Genomic DNA, 15,054 nt, shown 5'->3' on the forward strand with positions numbered 1-15,054 from the left:
CAGCCGTCATGTTTCAATTTTCAGCTTGTTCCAGATTGTTAAAGAGCAATATCTTAAACATGACTCGGAAGTCATCTTTAAGATATGGTGTATCGTCAGATACTTGAGACCGCCGCTTTCACCGGGTGGGTCGGAAGCTTGGCGTCCCCTAGGGGATTCGAACCCCTGTTACCGCCGTGAAAGGGCGGTGTCCTAGGCCTCTAGACGAAGGGGACACGACACCGTACTTTTATGACGCTTTTGCTCGTTACTTTTTCATCAGACAATCTGTGTGAGCACGCCACTCGAACTAATATCTTTAGGTAAGGAGGTGATCCAACCGCAGGTTCCCCTACGGTTACCTTGTTACGACTTCACCCCAGTCATGAATCACAAAGTGGTAAGCGCCCTCCCGAAGGTTAAGCTACCTACTTCTTTTGCAACCCACTCCCATGGTGTGACGGGCGGTGTGTACAAGGCCCGGGAACGTATTCACCGTAGCATTCTGATCTACGATTACTAGCGATTCCGACTTCATGGAGTCGAGTTGCAGACTCCAATCCGGACTACGACGTACTTTATGAGGTCCGCTTGCTCTCGCGAGGTCGCTTCTCTTTGTATATGCCATTGTAGCACGTGTGTAGCCCTACTCGTAAGGGCCATGATGACTTGACGTCATCCCCACCTTCCTCCAGTTTATCACTGGCAGTCTCCTTTGAGTTCCCGGCCGAACCGCTGGCAACAAAGGATAAGGGTTGCGCTCGTTGCGGGACTTAACCCAACATTTCACAACACGAGCTGACGACAGCCATGCAGCACCTGTCTCAGAGTTCCCGAAGGCACCAATCCATCTCTGGAAAGTTCTCTGGATGTCAAGAGTAGGTAAGGTTCTTCGCGTTGCATCGAATTAAACCACATGCTCCACCGCTTGTGCGGGCCCCCGTCAATTCATTTGAGTTTTAACCTTGCGGCCGTACTCCCCAGGCGGTCGATTTAACGCGTTAGCTCCGGAAGCCACGCCTCAAGGGCACAACCTCCAAATCGACATCGTTTACAGCGTGGACTACCAGGGTATCTAATCCTGTTTGCTCCCCACGCTTTCGCACCTGAGCGTCAGTCTTCGTCCAGGGGGCCGCCTTCGCCACCGGTATTCCTCCAGATCTCTACGCATTTCACCGCTACACCTGGAATTCTACCCCCCTCTACGAGACTCTAGCTTGCCAGTTTCAAATGCAGTTCCCAGGTTGAGCCCGGGGATTTCACATCTGACTTAACAAACCGCCTGCGTGCGCTTTACGCCCAGTAATTCCGATTAACGCTTGCACCCTCCGTATTACCGCGGCTGCTGGCACGGAGTTAGCCGGTGCTTCTTCTGCGAGTAACGTCAATTGATGAACGTATTAAGCTCACCACCTTCCTCCTCGCTGAAAGTGCTTTACAACCCGAAGGCCTTCTTCACACACGCGGCATGGCTGCATCAGGCTTGCGCCCATTGTGCAATATTCCCCACTGCTGCCTCCCGTAGGAGTCTGGACCGTGTCTCAGTTCCAGTGTGGCTGGTCATCCTCTCAGACCAGCTAGGGATCGTCGCCTAGGTGAGCCATTACCCCACCTACTAGCTAATCCCATCTGGGCACATCTGATGGCAAGAGGCCCGAAGGTCCCCCTCTTTGGTCTTGCGACGTTATGCGGTATTAGCTACCGTTTCCAGTAGTTATCCCCCTCCATCAGGCAGCTTCCCAGACATTACTCACCCGTCCGCCGCTCGTCACCCGGGGAGCAAGCTCCCCTGTGCTACCGCTCGACTTGCATGTGTTAAGCCTGCCGCCAGCGTTCAATCTGAGCCATGATCAAACTCTTCAATTAAAAGCTTGATTTGCTTCCACTCGAGAAGCGATGCTCAAAGATTTACTGCATGAATTTTACTTCAGTTAGTCACTCTTCAAGACTTGATATTTTTTTGCATCCGAAGATGCTGGATATCGTCTTGTGGAGTGCCCACACAGATTGTCTGATAAATTGTTAAAGAGCAGTGCCGAGAAACTCATCGGCGCGGGCTGCGTATACTACGCTTTTCGCCCGGAGAGTCAAGCATTTATTTCGCTTTCTTCTCGCTGACCCGGCGGCTTGTCAGTCGTTGTTCCCGGTCAGTGGAGGCGCATTATAGGGAGTTCTCGGCGGGCCGCAACCCCTAATTGCAAAAAACTTTTCAAGCGTTCAAATAATCACCAGAAATGCCTTTTTAGGATGTTTATTAGTCAAAAAACACCGGTTTTAGCGCAGTAATAGCGGCAAACCCTGCAAACAGGAGCAAACGAAGATAAAGAAAAGGGAGCGGTCACCCGCTCCCTTTCATCTTTAATAGGCTTAACTGTCGTTATTGGCGTGCAACGATATGGTCGTTTTCCACATCCAGCGTTACCAGCTTGCCGGGGATCAGCTTGCCAGACAGGATTTGCTGCGCCAGCGGGTTCTCGATCTCCTGCTGAATAGCACGTTTCAACGGACGCGCACCATACACAGGGTCGTAACCGGTTTTGCTCAACAGTGCCAGGGCCGGTTCGGTCATGGTCACTTCGTAACCGCGCTCTTCCAAACGCTTGTACAGACGCGACAGCTGAATCTTGGCGATTGCAGCAATGTGTTTCTCGCCCAGCGGATGGAACACCACCACTTCGTCGATACGGTTGATGAACTCCGGACGGAAGTGGTGACTCACCATCTCCATCACCGACTCTTTCATCTGAGCGTAGTTCATCTGACCGAAATGCTCCTGGATCAGATCCGACCCCAGGTTGGACGTCATGATCACCACAGTATTGCGGAAATCGACGGTGCGGCCCTGGCCATCGGTCAGGCGGCCGTCATCCAACACCTGCAACAGAATATTGAATACGTCCGGGTGCGCTTTCTCGACTTCATCCAGCAGGATCACCGAGTAAGGCCGGCGGCGCACGGCTTCCGTCAGGTAGCCGCCCTCTTCATAGCCGACATAACCCGGAGGCGCGCCGACCAGACGAGAGACGGAGTGCTTCTCCATAAACTCGGACATGTCGATACGCACCATGGCGTCGTCGCTGTCGAACAGGAACGAAGCCAGTGCCTTGCAGAGCTCGGTTTTCCCCACCCCGGTCGGGCCAAGGAACAGGAACGAACCGATCGGCCGGTTAGGATCGGACAACCCGGCGCGGCTGCGGCGGATAGCGTTAGAGACCGCGCTGACCGCTTCGTCCTGGCCAATCACTCGCGAATGCAGCTCTTGCTCCAGACGCAGCAGCTTGTCGCGCTCGCCTTCCAGCATTCTGGCCACCGGGATCCCTGTGGCGCGCGCCAGCACTTCAGCAATCTCCGCATCGGTCACCCGGTTGCGCAGCAGCTTCATGCTCTTGCCTTCGGCCTGCGTGGCGGCGGCGAGCTGTTTCTCCAGCTCAGGGATCTTGCCGTACTGCAGTTCCGACATCCGCCCCAGATCGCCGACGCGGCGCGCCTGCTCCAGGGTGATTTTGGCCTGCTCGAGTTCCGCCTTGATGTTCTGAGTACCGGAGAGCGACGCTTTTTCCGCTTTCCACTCTTCTTCCAGCTCCGAATATTCGCGTTCTTTCTGCCCCAGCTCATCGCTGAGCATGTCCAGGCGTTTCTTACTGGCGTCGTCCGACTCTTTATTCAGCGCCTGCTGTTCCAGCTTCAACTGAATGATGCGGCGCTCAAGCCGATCGAGCGATTCAGGCTTGGAGTCCATCTGCATGCGAATGCTGGACGCCGCTTCGTCGATCAGGTCGATAGCCTTGTCCGGCAATTGACGATCGGCGATATAACGGTGCGAAAGCGTTGCCGCCGCCACGATGGCCGGATCGGTGATCTGCACGTGGTGGTGCAGTTCGTAACGCTCTTTCAGGCCGCGCAGAATAGCGATAGTGTCTTCCACGCTTGGCTCCGCCACATACACTTTCTGGAAACGACGCTCGAGCGCCGCATCCTTCTCTATATATTGACGATACTCATCCAGCGTGGTGGCACCGACGCAGTGCAGCTCGCCGCGCGCCAGCGCCGGCTTGAGCATATTACCCGCATCCATCGCGCCATCCGCCTTACCGGCGCCGACCATGGTGTGCAGTTCGTCGATAAACAGGATAACGCTGCCTTCCTGCTTGGCCAGATCGTTGAGCACGCCTTTCAGACGCTCTTCAAACTCGCCGCGGTATTTGGCGCCGGCGATCAAAGCGCCCATATCGAGGGACAATACGCGCTTGTGCTTCAGCCCTTCCGGCACTTCGCCGTTGATGATGCGCTGCGCCAGGCCTTCGACGATGGCGGTTTTACCTACGCCAGGTTCGCCGATCAGCACCGGGTTGTTTTTGGTGCGGCGTTGCAGCACCTGAATGGTACGACGGATCTCTTCGTCACGGCCGATCACCGGGTCAAGCTTGCCCTGCTCGGCGCGTTCGGTCAGATCGATCGTGTATTTCTTCAATGCCTGCCGTTGGTCTTCGGCGCCTTGGTCTTCCACGCTGTCACCGCCTCTCATTTGTTCAATGGCTTTGCTGATTTTGTCGGCCGTCGCGCCGGCCGCTTTCAACAAGTCGGTCAACGAGCCGCGGTCTTCCAGCACCGCAAGCACAAACAGCTCGGAAGAAATGAATTTGTCCGCGCGCTTCTGCGCCAGCTTGTCGCACAGGTTCAGAACGCGCACCAGCTCATGGGATGGTTGAACGTCGCCACCGGTGCCTTCTACCTGCGGTAAACGGGACAGCGCCTGTTCGATCTCGGTGCGCACGCGCCCGGCATCGATACCTGCGGAAGTTAATAGTGGACGAACCGTGCCCCCTTCCTGATTGAGCAGGGCGCTCATCAGATGTAGCGGTTCAATAAACTGGTTGTCGTGCCCAAGGGCTAGTGACTGGGCATCGGCGAGGGCAAGCTGGAATTTGTTGGTAAGACGATCCAGACGCATAACACCTCCAAGATGGGTCGAAATTGCTACTGGAGATTAAATGAGGTCATCCCTCAAATTTTCAAGGTTATCTCGACGCTAAATTTTCGGTACAACGCCATGCGTCGTTGGATCGTCCTAATTCAATAGGTTATATCAGCCAGATTAAACTTGCCAGACGTCCGGTTATTCCGTCGCGCCGATAGGAGAAAAAATGGCTCATTTCGTTAACCGTACAGCGGTCGCCGCCGTAGATGGCCTGAACGCCCGCACGCAACAAGCGTTGGCGAGCCAGCAAGTAGATATTAGCCAAAAACTTATCGCCGTGCGGGGCAAATGCCGCTGCGGCCTCAGCGTCTTCCGCCATGAAAGCGGCGCGCACCTCCGGCCCGACCTCAAACTGCTGCGGGCCGATCGCCGGCCCCAGCCAGGCGCTAATTTGGCCCGGCGCGGCGCTGAACGCCGCCACGGTTTGCTCCAGCACTCCGTGGCATAGCCCACGCCAGCCGGCGTGAGCGGCGGCCACTTCGTCGCCGTGCTGCGAGCAGAACAGCACCGGCAGACAATCCGCCGTCATCACGGCACACACCTGCCCCGGCACGTTGCTGTACACCGCATCCGCCCGCAGATCGGCGGGCGCTTGTCCCGTCAACGTCACCACGCGAGTGCCGTGCACCTGCTCGAGCCACACCGGCATCTGCGGCAAGCCGGCGGCGATAACCAATCGTTCCCGATTGCGCTTCACCGTTTGCTCCTCGTCACCGACGTGAGCGCCGAGGTTCAGCGAGTCATAAGGCGGCAGGCTGACGCCGCCGCGACGCGTGGTGCTGCAGGCCTTAACGCCGGCAGGCAACGGCCAGTCAGGCAGAATGAGCGAGCTCATTACCAGTCCATCTGATCTTTGAATTCTTCGGTGTCCGCCTTCAGCGCGTTGATCAGATCGACCATGTCCTGCGGCAGCGGCGCATGCCACTCCATCTGAATACCGCTAATCGGATGATACAAACGCAGCATAGTGGCGTGCAGCGCCTGACGGTCAAAACCGCGCAGCGTATTGATGAAGGCTTCCGAAGCGCCTTTCGGCGGACGCGGACGACCGCCGTACAGCGGATCGCCCACCAGCGGATGGCTGATATAGGCCATGTGCACGCGGATCTGGTGAGTACGGCCGGTTTCCAGGCGCAGGCGCAGGCGGGTGTGCGCGCGGAAGTGTTCCATGATGCGGTAGTGCGTTACCGCCGGTTTACCCATCGGGTGCACCGCCATATGGGTACGCTTGGTGGAATGACGCGCGATAGGCTCTTCTACCGTGCCGCCGGCGGTCATGGTGCCGATCGCCACCGCTTCGTATTCACGGGTGATTTCACGCGCCTGCAGCGCTTCCACCAGCCGGGTTTGGGCCGGCACGGTTTTCGCCACCACCATCAGGCCGGTGGTGTCTTTGTCCAGACGGTGCACGATGCCGGCGCGCGGCACGTCGGCGATTTCCGGGTAGTGATATAGCAGCGCATTGAGCACCGTGCCGTCCGGGTTACCGGCGCCAGGGTGCACCACCAAATCGCGCGGTTTGTTGATCACCAGGATGTCGCTGTCTTCATAGACGATATCCAGCGCGATATCCTGTGGCTCCCAACGCGCCTCTTCTTCAATCTGTGCATCGATGGCGACGGTCTCTCCGCCCAGCACCTTCTCTTTCGGTTTGTTTGACGTTTTGCCATTGACCTTCACCCGATCGCCCAGGATCCACTCTTTTATGCGAGATCGTGAATAATCAGGGAACAATTCGGCCAAAGCCTGATCTAAACGTTGTCCGAGTTGAGATTCGGCCACCGTTGCGGTGAGTTGTACTTGTTGTGCCATATGCAGCTTCTTCGTTAACGTTGGGTTTTCACGGCGATGCCGTTTAATATAATGTGCTATTGTACCTGGTCTTTGTCGGGAGCTTAACGGACAGTCTCCCGGAATAACACCCTGAGGATAATCAAAACGTCATGACGCGTATGAAATATCTGGTGGCGGCAGCCACGTTGAGCCTGGCGCTGGCAGGTTGCTCCACATCCAAGGATGCGGTTCCCGACAACCCACCTTCGGAAATCTATGCTACCGCGCAGCAAAAACTGCAGGACGGTAACTTCAAGGGCGCGATTACGCAACTCGAAGCGTTAGATAACCGCTATCCTTTCGGGCCGTATTCCCAGCAGGTCCAGCTGGATTTGATTTACGCCTACTATAAGGCCGCCGACTTGCCGATGGCTCAGGCATCCATCGATCGCTTCATGCGTCTGAACCCGACGCACCCGAACATCGATTACGTGATGTACATGCGCGGCCTGACCGACATGGCGCTCGATGACAGCGCGCTGCAGGGCTTCTTCGGGGTTGACCGTTCTGACCGCGATCCTCAGCACGCTCGCGCTGCGTTCCGCGACTTCAGCCAGTTGATTCAGCAATACCCGAACAGCCAATACGCGACCGACGCCAACAAGCGTTTGGTGTATCTGAAAGACCGCTTGGCCAAGTATGAGCTTTCGGTGGCGGAATACTACACTAAACGCGGTGCTTACGTCGCGGTCGTTAATCGCGCCGAGCAGATGTTGCGTGAATTCCCGGATACCAAAGCGACGCACGACGTGTTGCCGCTGATGGAAAATGCCTACAAGCAGCTGCAGCTGAACGGCCAGGCTGACAAAGTGGCCAAAGTGATCGCCGCCAACCCGCAATAAGCGCGCGTCGGCAACGGCAGAAAAGCAAAACGGCAGCCTCGGCTGCCGTTTTCATTGGCGTCGACCTGGTTTTCACTGGAAAAATACACAAGTAAAAACACGGTGTTAGCTAGTGCTCCTCACCGGTCAACTCATCAATAATGCGCCATCCGGCGACAACTCTCAAGCATTAGATAGCCAATTCAAATGCTGAATCACAGATTGAACTAACTTTGCAAAAAGTGACAAAAAATCGTGATTTACATCACGCATTTAAACAAAAAGCGGGGTATGCTGGATTCACCAAGACGGAAAGACAGAGAGGTAAGTTATATGACATTGAACATTACCAGCAAACAAATGGATATCACTCCCGCAATCCGCAATCACGTCGAAGACCGTCTCACCAAACTGGAAAAATGGCAGACCCAGCTGATTAACCCGCATATCGTCTTATCCAAAGAACCGCAAGGGTTTGTCGCCGATGCTACCATTACCACGCCTAACGGCCCGCTGGTCGCCAGCGCCAAACATGATGACATGTATACCGCCGTTAATGAGCTGATCGCCAAGCTGGAGCGCCAGCTGAACAAGGTGCAGCACAAAGGCGAAGCGCGCCGCTGCAATGCCAGCGTGAAAGACATCGTGCCGGAAGTCACGCAAGAGCAGGAATAACCCTCCGACTGCGGTTGCCGCATCAAACGCGCCCGAGGGCGCGTTTTTTGTCGGGTATTTTTGTTGACGGGGTAAAAGCCAGCGGTTACTTTAAAACCTGTTCGCATTAACCTTAGGTAGACCATGCCACGCACACCGTTTTTCTTCGCATTCTTTTTTACCTTCCCCTGACTGGGAGGCGTTTCGTCGTGTAAGAAAGAATGCGAAGACGAACAACAAGGCCTCCTGGAAACAGGAGGCTTTTTTTATGGCTGTTTTACAACGAATAAGAATTGAAGGCGGAAGCTGATTATGACTGACAACCCGTTATTGGTGCTGCGCGAGCGCATCAGCGCACTGGACTTGAAACTGTTGGCCCTGCTGGCGGAACGCCGTGAACTGGCGATCGAAGTCGGCAAGACCAAGCTGCACTCTCACCGTCCGATCCGCGACAAAGAGCGCGAACGCGATCTGCTGGATGCGCTGATCGCCGCCGCCAAACCCTACGACCTGGACGGCTTCTACGTCACCCGCCTGTTCCAACTGATTATCGAAGATTCCGTCCTGACCCAGCAGGCGCTGCTGCAGCACCAGCTCAACCCTGTCAGCCAACACGCCGCACGCATCGCCTTCCTCGGCCCGAAAGGCTCTTATTCACATCTGGCGGCACGCCAATATGCCGCCCGCCATTTCGATCGGCTGATCGAATGCGGTTGCCAGAAGTTTCAGGATATCTTCGCCCAGGTGGAAACCGGCCAGGCGGACTACGCAATTTTGCCGATCGAGAATACCAGTTCCGGTTCGATTAACGAGGTGTACGATCTGCTGCAGCACACCAGCCTGTCGATCGTCGGCGAACTGACCAACCCGATCGACCACTGTGTTCTGGTGGCCGGCGATAGCGACCTGAGCCAGATTGAAACCGTCTACAGCCATCCGCAGCCGTTCCAACAGTGCAGCCAGTTCCTTAACCGCTTCCCGCACTGGAAAATCGAGTACACCGAAAGCACCGCCGCGGCGATGGAGAAAGTCGCCAAGCTGAATTCGCCGAAGGTGGCGGCGCTGGGCAGCGAGGCCGGCGGCGCGTTGTACGGGCTGCAGGTGCTGGAACACAACCTCGCCAACCAGCAGCAGAACATCACTCGCTTCATCGTCCTGGCGCGCAAAGCGATCGACGTATCTGAACAGGTGCCGGCCAAAACCACGCTGATTATGGCAACCGGCCAGCAATCCGGCGCGTTGGTCGAAGCGCTGCTGGTTCTGCGCGACAACGGCATCATCATGACCAAACTGGAATCACGCCCGATCAACGGCAATCCGTGGGAAGAGATGTTTTATATCGATGTGCAAGCCAATCTGCGTGCCGACGCGATGCAAAAAGCGCTGCGCGATCTGGCGCCAATCACCCGCTCGCTGAAGGTACTGGGCTGTTACCCAAGCGACACCGTGGTGCCGGTCAACCCATCCTGAAACCATAAAAAAAGGTTCGGCCAAGCCGAACCCTTTACGTTTACCGCCCGCGTTTTACTGTCGGCTGTCGTTAGCCTGCCGCAACAGCGTGCGGCTCTCCACCAGGAAGCGTTGGGCGTAATCGCCGAACCAGTGTTCCACCTTGCGGAAACTGTCGATAAACGCCTGTTTGTCGCCATGCTCCAACAGCTTTATCGCCTCGCCGAAGCGCTGGTAGTAACGCTTAATCAGCGCCACGTTTTCCTCCGACGACATGATGATATCGGCGTAAAGTTGCGGATCCTGCGCAAACAGGCGGCCAACCATCGCCAGCTCCAGCCGGTAGATCGGCGAGGAGAGCGCCAGCAACTGCTCCAGTTGCACGTTCTCTTCCGCCAGATGCAACCCGTAGGCGAAGGTGGCGAAGTGCCGCAGCGCCTGAATAAACGCCATGTTCTGATCGTGTTCGACCGCGCTGATGCGATGCAGCCGCGCGCCCCACACCTGCAGCTGCTCAAGCAACCATTGGTAAGCCTCCGGCTGGCGGCCGTCGCAGTAAACCACTACCTGCTTCGCCACGCTGCCCACGTCCGGGCCGAACATCGGGTGCAATCCCACCACAGGGCCGCTGTGCGCCGCCAACATCGCATGCAGCGGACGGTTCTTCACCGACGCCAAATCCACCAGAATACAGTCGGCAGGCAGCGTCGGCAGGCGGCTTATCACCTGCTCGGTCACATGGATCGGCACGCTGACGATCACCATGCCGGCGTCTGCCAGCAGCTGTTCCGCCTGCGGCCAATCTTCCTGATCCAATACCCTGACCTGATAACCCGACAGCGTCAGCAAGCGGTTGAACAGCCGGCCCATCTGGCCGTTGCCGCCGATGATGACGATCGGCCGCAGCTGCGGACACAGAGTTTTAAAGCCTTTATCATTCTCGCTGACGTACGATTCGCGCATCACGCGGCGCAAGACGTCCTCGATCAGATCCGGCGGCACCCCGAGGTTTTCCGCCTCCTGGCGACGCGAGGCCAGCATCGCGGCTTCGCGCTCCGGTACGTAAACCGGCAGGCCATGACGGCTTTTGACTTCGCCCACTTCCGCTACCAGATGCAGGCGTTTCGCCAGCAGATCCAGCAGCGCTTTATCCACCTCATCGATTTGATCGCGCAGCGCGGTCAGTTCTGCCACCATAACTTACTTTTCTCCCGTGCGAGCCGTCAGCGCAGCGCCGAGTTCCTGATGCATATGACGCAGCAGAGTTTCCGTGCTCTCCCAGTTGATGCAGGCATCGGTGACGGACACCCCGTAACGCATGTCTGCACGCGGCTGTTCGGAAGACTGGTTGCCCTCATGCAGATGGCTCTCCAGCATGATGCCGGTGATCGAACGGTTACCCGCCTTGATCTGCTCCACCACGGACTCGGCAACCGCCGGCTGACGGCGATAGTCTTTATTCGAGTTGCCATGGCTGCAATCTATCATCAAGGACGGATGGAGTCCCGCCTCAAGCATCTGTTTTTCACAGGCCGCAACGTGCTCAGCGCTGTAGTTCGGGGTTTTGCCGCCGCGCAGGATCACGTGTCCGTCCGGGTTGCCCTGCGTCTGCAGCAGGCAAACCTGGCCTGCCTGGTTGATGCCGACGAAGCGGTGCGGCATAGCGGCGGCGCGCATGGCGTTGATGGCGGTGCCCAAGCTGCCGTCGGTGCCGTTTTTGAAGCCGACCGGCATCGACAGGCCGGAGGCCATTTCGCGGTGGGTCTGAGATTCGGTGGTGCGCGCACCGATCGCCGACCAGCTGAACAAGTCCCCCAGGTACTGCGGGCTGTTCGGATCCAACGCTTCGGTAGCCAAAGGTAAGCCCATGCCCACTAAATCCAGCAACAGGCGACGCGCGATATGCAAGCCTGCTTCAACGTCAAACGAACCGTCCATGTACGGATCGTTGATCAAACCTTTCCAGCCGACAGTGGTTCTGGGTTTTTCAAAGTAGACGCGCATAACGATATACAGCTGATCGCTCAAGTCAGCCGCCAGGGTTTTCAAACGACGGGCGTAGTCCAGCGCCGCGTCCGGATCGTGGATCGAACAAGGCCCGCACACCACCAACAGGCGATGATCGCGCCCCTGCAAAATGTTGGCGATAGTGTTGCGCGCAGTGGCGATCTCATTTTCGTCGTCGGCGCTGAGCGGGAACTGGTTCTTCAGCTCCTCCGGCGTGATGAGAACCTGTTCTGCACTGATGTGTACGTTATTGAGCGCGTCTTTTTGCATGATGCTATTCCTGTCGTTTGGCGTTATGCGTTGAAATGGAACATTGAGCGTTTCAGGGCTCTACCCTATCACGATATGTAAAGTTTTCAATCCATTTTCCGTAAATAAAAAATTACCGCAATTATCCTGATTAAATCACCTTTGAAAAAGAGTTGAAAAAACCAATATAAATACAGTAAATACATGTATTTAATAAATCAAAAAAACCTTCACCACACCTTAGCCACCCGGTCTAAGAAAAATGAATATATGTAAATTTATTTGTACACATGATTTTACAGCGAAGATACGCCGCCGATCTCGGCACCGACGCCTGTGCGAAGCAGGATCAGCACGAAATGCCGCCAAAAGCGATGATTTTAAGTAGAAGAAAAGCGAATAAATGAGGGATAAAAATTAAAAACTTAAGCTAATGACGGCTATTTTTGTCGCCGAAATGAACCGATATAATGTGACCGTCATCAACAATAATTCCCCTTAACAACTGGATCCAAGATGCTCTCTTCTCGCGCTCGTCGCGCTTTTCCGCTGTATATTTGCTGCTTAACGACTTTCACCAGTGTTTCAGCCCTTGCCGACAATACGCTTTTCACCGCGATGGACGATCCGGCCACCGCCAAGAAACCGTTCGAAGGCAACGTGCAGGCGGGCTACAACGCCCAGTCAGGCAACTCGCAGAGCTCCACCCTGTTGGCCAACACCAACATGACCTGGTTCAATAGCGACGCGGCGTACAGCCTGTGGGGGGCGGCCAACAACACCACCTCCTCCAACGTGCGCTCGTCCGAAAAATACCAGGCCGGTGGCCGTACGCGCTATAACCTGACCGATCGCAACTACCTGTTCGGTCAGGCCAGCTGGCTGAGTGACCGTTTCAACGGTTACGACTCACGCTCCACGCTGACCGGCGGCTACGGCCGTCAGCTCCTTAACGGGCCGCTCAGTGACCTGCGGGTGGAATTCGGTCCCGGCGTGCGCCATGACGAGTACCATGGCGGCGGCCGTGCAACAAAGGGGCTAGCCTATGGTGCGGCCAACTATTCCTATCAGTTGACCGATAACACCAAGTTCATTCAGGGCGTTTCCGCGCTGGCGAACGAAGAAACCACGCTGAACTCGGAAAGCGCGTTGAACGTGGCGATCAACGATCGCTTCTCATTGCGCGTAGCTTACACCGTGACCTACAACAGCAAACCGCCGGCCTCGGCGCCGAAGAACACCGACACGACGACCTCGGTCACGCTGGTCTACGGCCTATAATATCCCCCCATTATTTCTCGAAGCCCATCATTGATGGGCTTTTTTTATGCCGGCCGCCCTCTTTTGCACAATCTGCTAAAAATATTCATCCCACCCATTGACGACTTTAGCAAATAGCTTAATACTGTATGCATATACAGTAATTATCATACAGACCAGGAGCATGATGGATATCGATAGCGAGCTCTCACGCATCGATGCCTCCGGCTCCCGAGATTCTGTAAACGAAGCGAGCATAAGGCTATGGAGAAAATCACCTCATTCATCACCTACGCCATGGCGCTGTTTCTCGCCTGGCTCGGCAAGCTGTCTCCGCAGGACATTGCCTTTTTAGTCGGTGCGGCGGTAGGCATCGGCACGTTTCTGGTGAACTGGTACTACCGACGTAAAAGCCTGCAGATCTTGAAGGCCATTGAGCGCAATGCGACATCTCGGAGGAACATTTACGATGAGTGCAACCGTTAAGCGCTGCAGCGTCGCCGCCGTTTTGGCCATCGCCGTGCTGTTGCCGTCATTTGGCGAGCTGCAAACCTCAGAAGCCGGTCTCAGGCTGATCGCCGATCTCGAAGGTTGCCGCCTGTCGCCTTACCAGTGCAGCGCCGGGGTGTGGACGCATGGCATTGGGCACACCGCTGGCGTCATCCCTGGTAAAGCGATCGATGAACGCAAAGCCGCGATGGATTTGGTCGACGATGTTCGCCGCACCGAGCGCGGCATGGCCACCTGCCTGCCGGATACGCTCTCGCAACAAACCTATGATGCGGTGATCGCTTTCGCCTTCAATGTGGGCGTCAGCGCAGCCTGCCGCTCTACGCTGGTCGCGCTGCTGCAACAGCGCCAGTGGCGGCAGGCCTGCGATCAGCTGCCACGCTGGGTTTACGTAAACGGAAAGAAAAACAAAGGGCTGGAACAGCGACGCGCCATGGAACGCGCACTGTGCTTGCAAGGCATTGCCTCATGATGACGAGTTCGCTCGCCAAAGGATGATGCCACACCAATTTCACTTAATTTGTTCAAGGGGGTTCTTATGATGCACTGTCCACTATGCGGTCACGTGGCCCACACTCGCTCCAGCCGCTATTTGAGCGAGTCGACCAAAGAGCGTTACCATCAATGCCGCAACATCAATTGCAGTTGCACGTTCGCCACGCACGAGTCCGTTGCACGGGTGATAGTCAAACCTGGCGATGACATTGTCCCGGCGCAGCCGCACCCGCCGGAAAATCAACATAAACAAAGCGCCGCCGCGCTGTAATGCCAAAAGCCCGCTGACGGAGGCTTTTTAATGTCACGGCCAGGCAGCTAAGCCTCTCAAATGCAACGTGATAGATTTTTCAGATAAAAAAAAGGGGTTGGCACAATGCCAACCCCTGATAACTATTAACTTTTGGATGCAGCGTTAGTTAACGCGGTTCAGACGCTCTTTGATACGAGCAGCCTTACCAGTACGTTCACGCAGGTAGTACAGTTTAGCTTTACGAACGGCACCACGACGTTTAACAGTAATGCTGTCGATTACTGGGGAGTGAGTCTGGAATACGCGCTCAACACCTTCGCCGTTGGAAATCTTACGAACAGTGAATGCAGAGTGCAGACCGCGGTTACGGATAGCGATAACCACGCCCTCGAATGCCTGCAGACGTTTTTTGCTACCTTCAACGACCCATACCTTCACTTCCACGGAATCACCCGGACGGAATGCAGGTACGTCTTGTTTCATCTGCTCTTGTTCAAGTTGCTTAATAATGTTGCTCATAATATGTCTCTTACCCTAGGTAAACTGATATATCGGTCCCGTCTGAT

General features: G+C 55.8%; 14 protein-coding genes, 1 tRNA gene, 1 rRNA gene and 1 other annotated feature. Of the genes, 8 read left to right on the forward strand and 8 right to left on the reverse strand.

Annotated elements, in window-relative coordinates; all coding sequences use genetic code 11:
* Positions 1-139: 139 nt before the first annotated feature.
* The 5 genes from ACMGGK_RS19415 to rluD form a co-directional block, all read right to left on the reverse strand.
* Positions 140-215: transfer RNA gene (locus ACMGGK_RS19415), tRNA-Glu, on the reverse strand.
* Positions 216-303: 88 nt separating this feature from the next.
* Positions 304-1,845: ribosomal RNA gene (locus tag ACMGGK_RS19420) — 16S ribosomal RNA — on the reverse strand.
* A 511-nt stretch (positions 1,846-2,356) separates the two neighbouring features.
* On the reverse strand, positions 2,357-4,930 hold the full coding sequence (clpB, locus tag ACMGGK_RS19425) for an ATP-dependent chaperone ClpB (RefSeq protein ID WP_025301647.1): 2,574 nt from the start codon (positions 4,928-4,930) through the stop codon (positions 2,357-2,359).
* 130 nt (positions 4,931-5,060) lie between these two features.
* Complete coding sequence (gene yfiH, locus ACMGGK_RS19430) at positions 5,061-5,792, reverse strand: purine nucleoside phosphorylase YfiH (protein WP_049298908.1); 732 nt, start codon at positions 5,790-5,792, stop codon at positions 5,061-5,063.
* The gene (gene rluD / locus ACMGGK_RS19435) at positions 5,792-6,769 is read right to left on the reverse strand and encodes a 23S rRNA pseudouridine(1911/1915/1917) synthase RluD (protein WP_028127833.1); all 978 of its coding nucleotides are present in this window, start codon (positions 6,767-6,769) and stop codon (positions 5,792-5,794) included. Before rluD ends, yfiH begins: the two co-directional genes overlap by 1 nt.
* A 131-nt stretch (positions 6,770-6,900) precedes the next feature.
* Here rluD and bamD point away from each other — a divergent pair, with 131 nt between their 5' ends.
* The 4 genes from bamD to pheA all read left to right on the forward strand — a co-directional run bounded on the left by bamD (position 6,901) and on the right by pheA (position 9,735).
* Entirely contained in the window at positions 6,901-7,632 is a 732-nt protein-coding gene (gene bamD / locus ACMGGK_RS19440) for an outer membrane protein assembly factor BamD (RefSeq protein WP_004932456.1), read from the forward strand.
* A gap of 312 nt (positions 7,633-7,944) precedes the next feature.
* Positions 7,945-8,286: a ribosome-associated translation inhibitor RaiA gene (gene raiA, locus ACMGGK_RS19445; RefSeq protein ID WP_004932457.1), complete on the forward strand. Its 342-nt coding sequence runs from the start codon at positions 7,945-7,947 to the stop codon at positions 8,284-8,286.
* A gap of 122 nt (positions 8,287-8,408) precedes the next feature.
* Positions 8,409-8,535 (forward strand) — a sequence feature (Phe leader region).
* On the forward strand, positions 8,410-8,457 hold the full coding sequence (locus ACMGGK_RS19450; protein WP_101428074.1) for a hypothetical protein: 48 nt from the start codon (positions 8,410-8,412) through the stop codon (positions 8,455-8,457). (Overlaps the previous feature by 48 nt.)
* A gap of 42 nt (positions 8,536-8,577) precedes the next feature.
* Entirely contained in the window at positions 8,578-9,735 is a 1,158-nt protein-coding gene (gene pheA / locus ACMGGK_RS19455) for a bifunctional chorismate mutase/prephenate dehydratase (RefSeq protein ID WP_033641293.1), read from the forward strand.
* A 54-nt stretch (positions 9,736-9,789) separates the two neighbouring features.
* Here the strand turns inward: pheA and tyrA are convergent, their stop codons facing one another.
* Together tyrA and ACMGGK_RS19465 are read right to left on the reverse strand one after the other, a co-directional pair.
* Complete coding sequence (tyrA, locus tag ACMGGK_RS19460; RefSeq protein ID WP_033641292.1) at positions 9,790-10,911, reverse strand: bifunctional chorismate mutase/prephenate dehydrogenase; 1,122 nt, start codon at positions 10,909-10,911, stop codon at positions 9,790-9,792.
* Between the two features lie 3 nt (positions 10,912-10,914).
* Positions 10,915-11,991: a 3-deoxy-7-phosphoheptulonate synthase gene (locus ACMGGK_RS19465; RefSeq protein WP_016929016.1), complete on the reverse strand. Its 1,077-nt coding sequence runs from the start codon at positions 11,989-11,991 to the stop codon at positions 10,915-10,917.
* A 495-nt stretch (positions 11,992-12,486) separates the two neighbouring features.
* On the opposite strand from ACMGGK_RS19465, the gene ACMGGK_RS19470 reads away from it, so the two are divergent.
* The 4 genes from ACMGGK_RS19470 (at position 12,487) to ACMGGK_RS19485 (ending at position 14,506) form a co-directional block, all read left to right on the forward strand.
* On the forward strand, positions 12,487-13,251 hold the full coding sequence (locus ACMGGK_RS19470; RefSeq protein WP_028127834.1) for a DUF481 domain-containing protein: 765 nt from the start codon (positions 12,487-12,489) through the stop codon (positions 13,249-13,251).
* 243 nt (positions 13,252-13,494) lie between these two features.
* Entirely contained in the window at positions 13,495-13,716 is a 222-nt protein-coding gene (locus ACMGGK_RS19475; protein WP_016929019.1) for an HP1 family phage holin, read from the forward strand.
* Positions 13,700-14,212, forward strand: coding sequence for a lysozyme (locus tag ACMGGK_RS19480; protein ID WP_049298907.1), 513 nt, complete (start codon positions 13,700-13,702; stop codon positions 14,210-14,212). The genes ACMGGK_RS19475 and ACMGGK_RS19480 overlap by 17 nt, the downstream gene beginning before the upstream one ends.
* 66 nt (positions 14,213-14,278) lie before the next feature.
* Positions 14,279-14,506 (forward strand): ogr/Delta-like zinc finger family protein, encoded by a 228-nt coding sequence (locus ACMGGK_RS19485; protein ID WP_016929021.1) that lies wholly within the window; start codon positions 14,279-14,281, stop codon positions 14,504-14,506.
* Between the two features lie 144 nt (positions 14,507-14,650).
* Here ACMGGK_RS19485 and rplS read toward each other — a convergent pair whose 3' ends face one another.
* The gene (rplS, locus tag ACMGGK_RS19490) at positions 14,651-15,007 is read right to left on the reverse strand and encodes a 50S ribosomal protein L19 (RefSeq protein ID WP_015376707.1); all 357 of its coding nucleotides are present in this window, start codon (positions 15,005-15,007) and stop codon (positions 14,651-14,653) included.
* Between the last annotated feature and the right edge of the window lie 47 nt (positions 15,008-15,054).

Origin of the sequence: Serratia sp. BNK-33-b (assembly GCF_048684565.1) — a bacterium.
In the GTDB taxonomy this organism is placed as follows: Bacteria; Pseudomonadota; Gammaproteobacteria; order Enterobacterales; family Enterobacteriaceae; genus Serratia; species Serratia marcescens.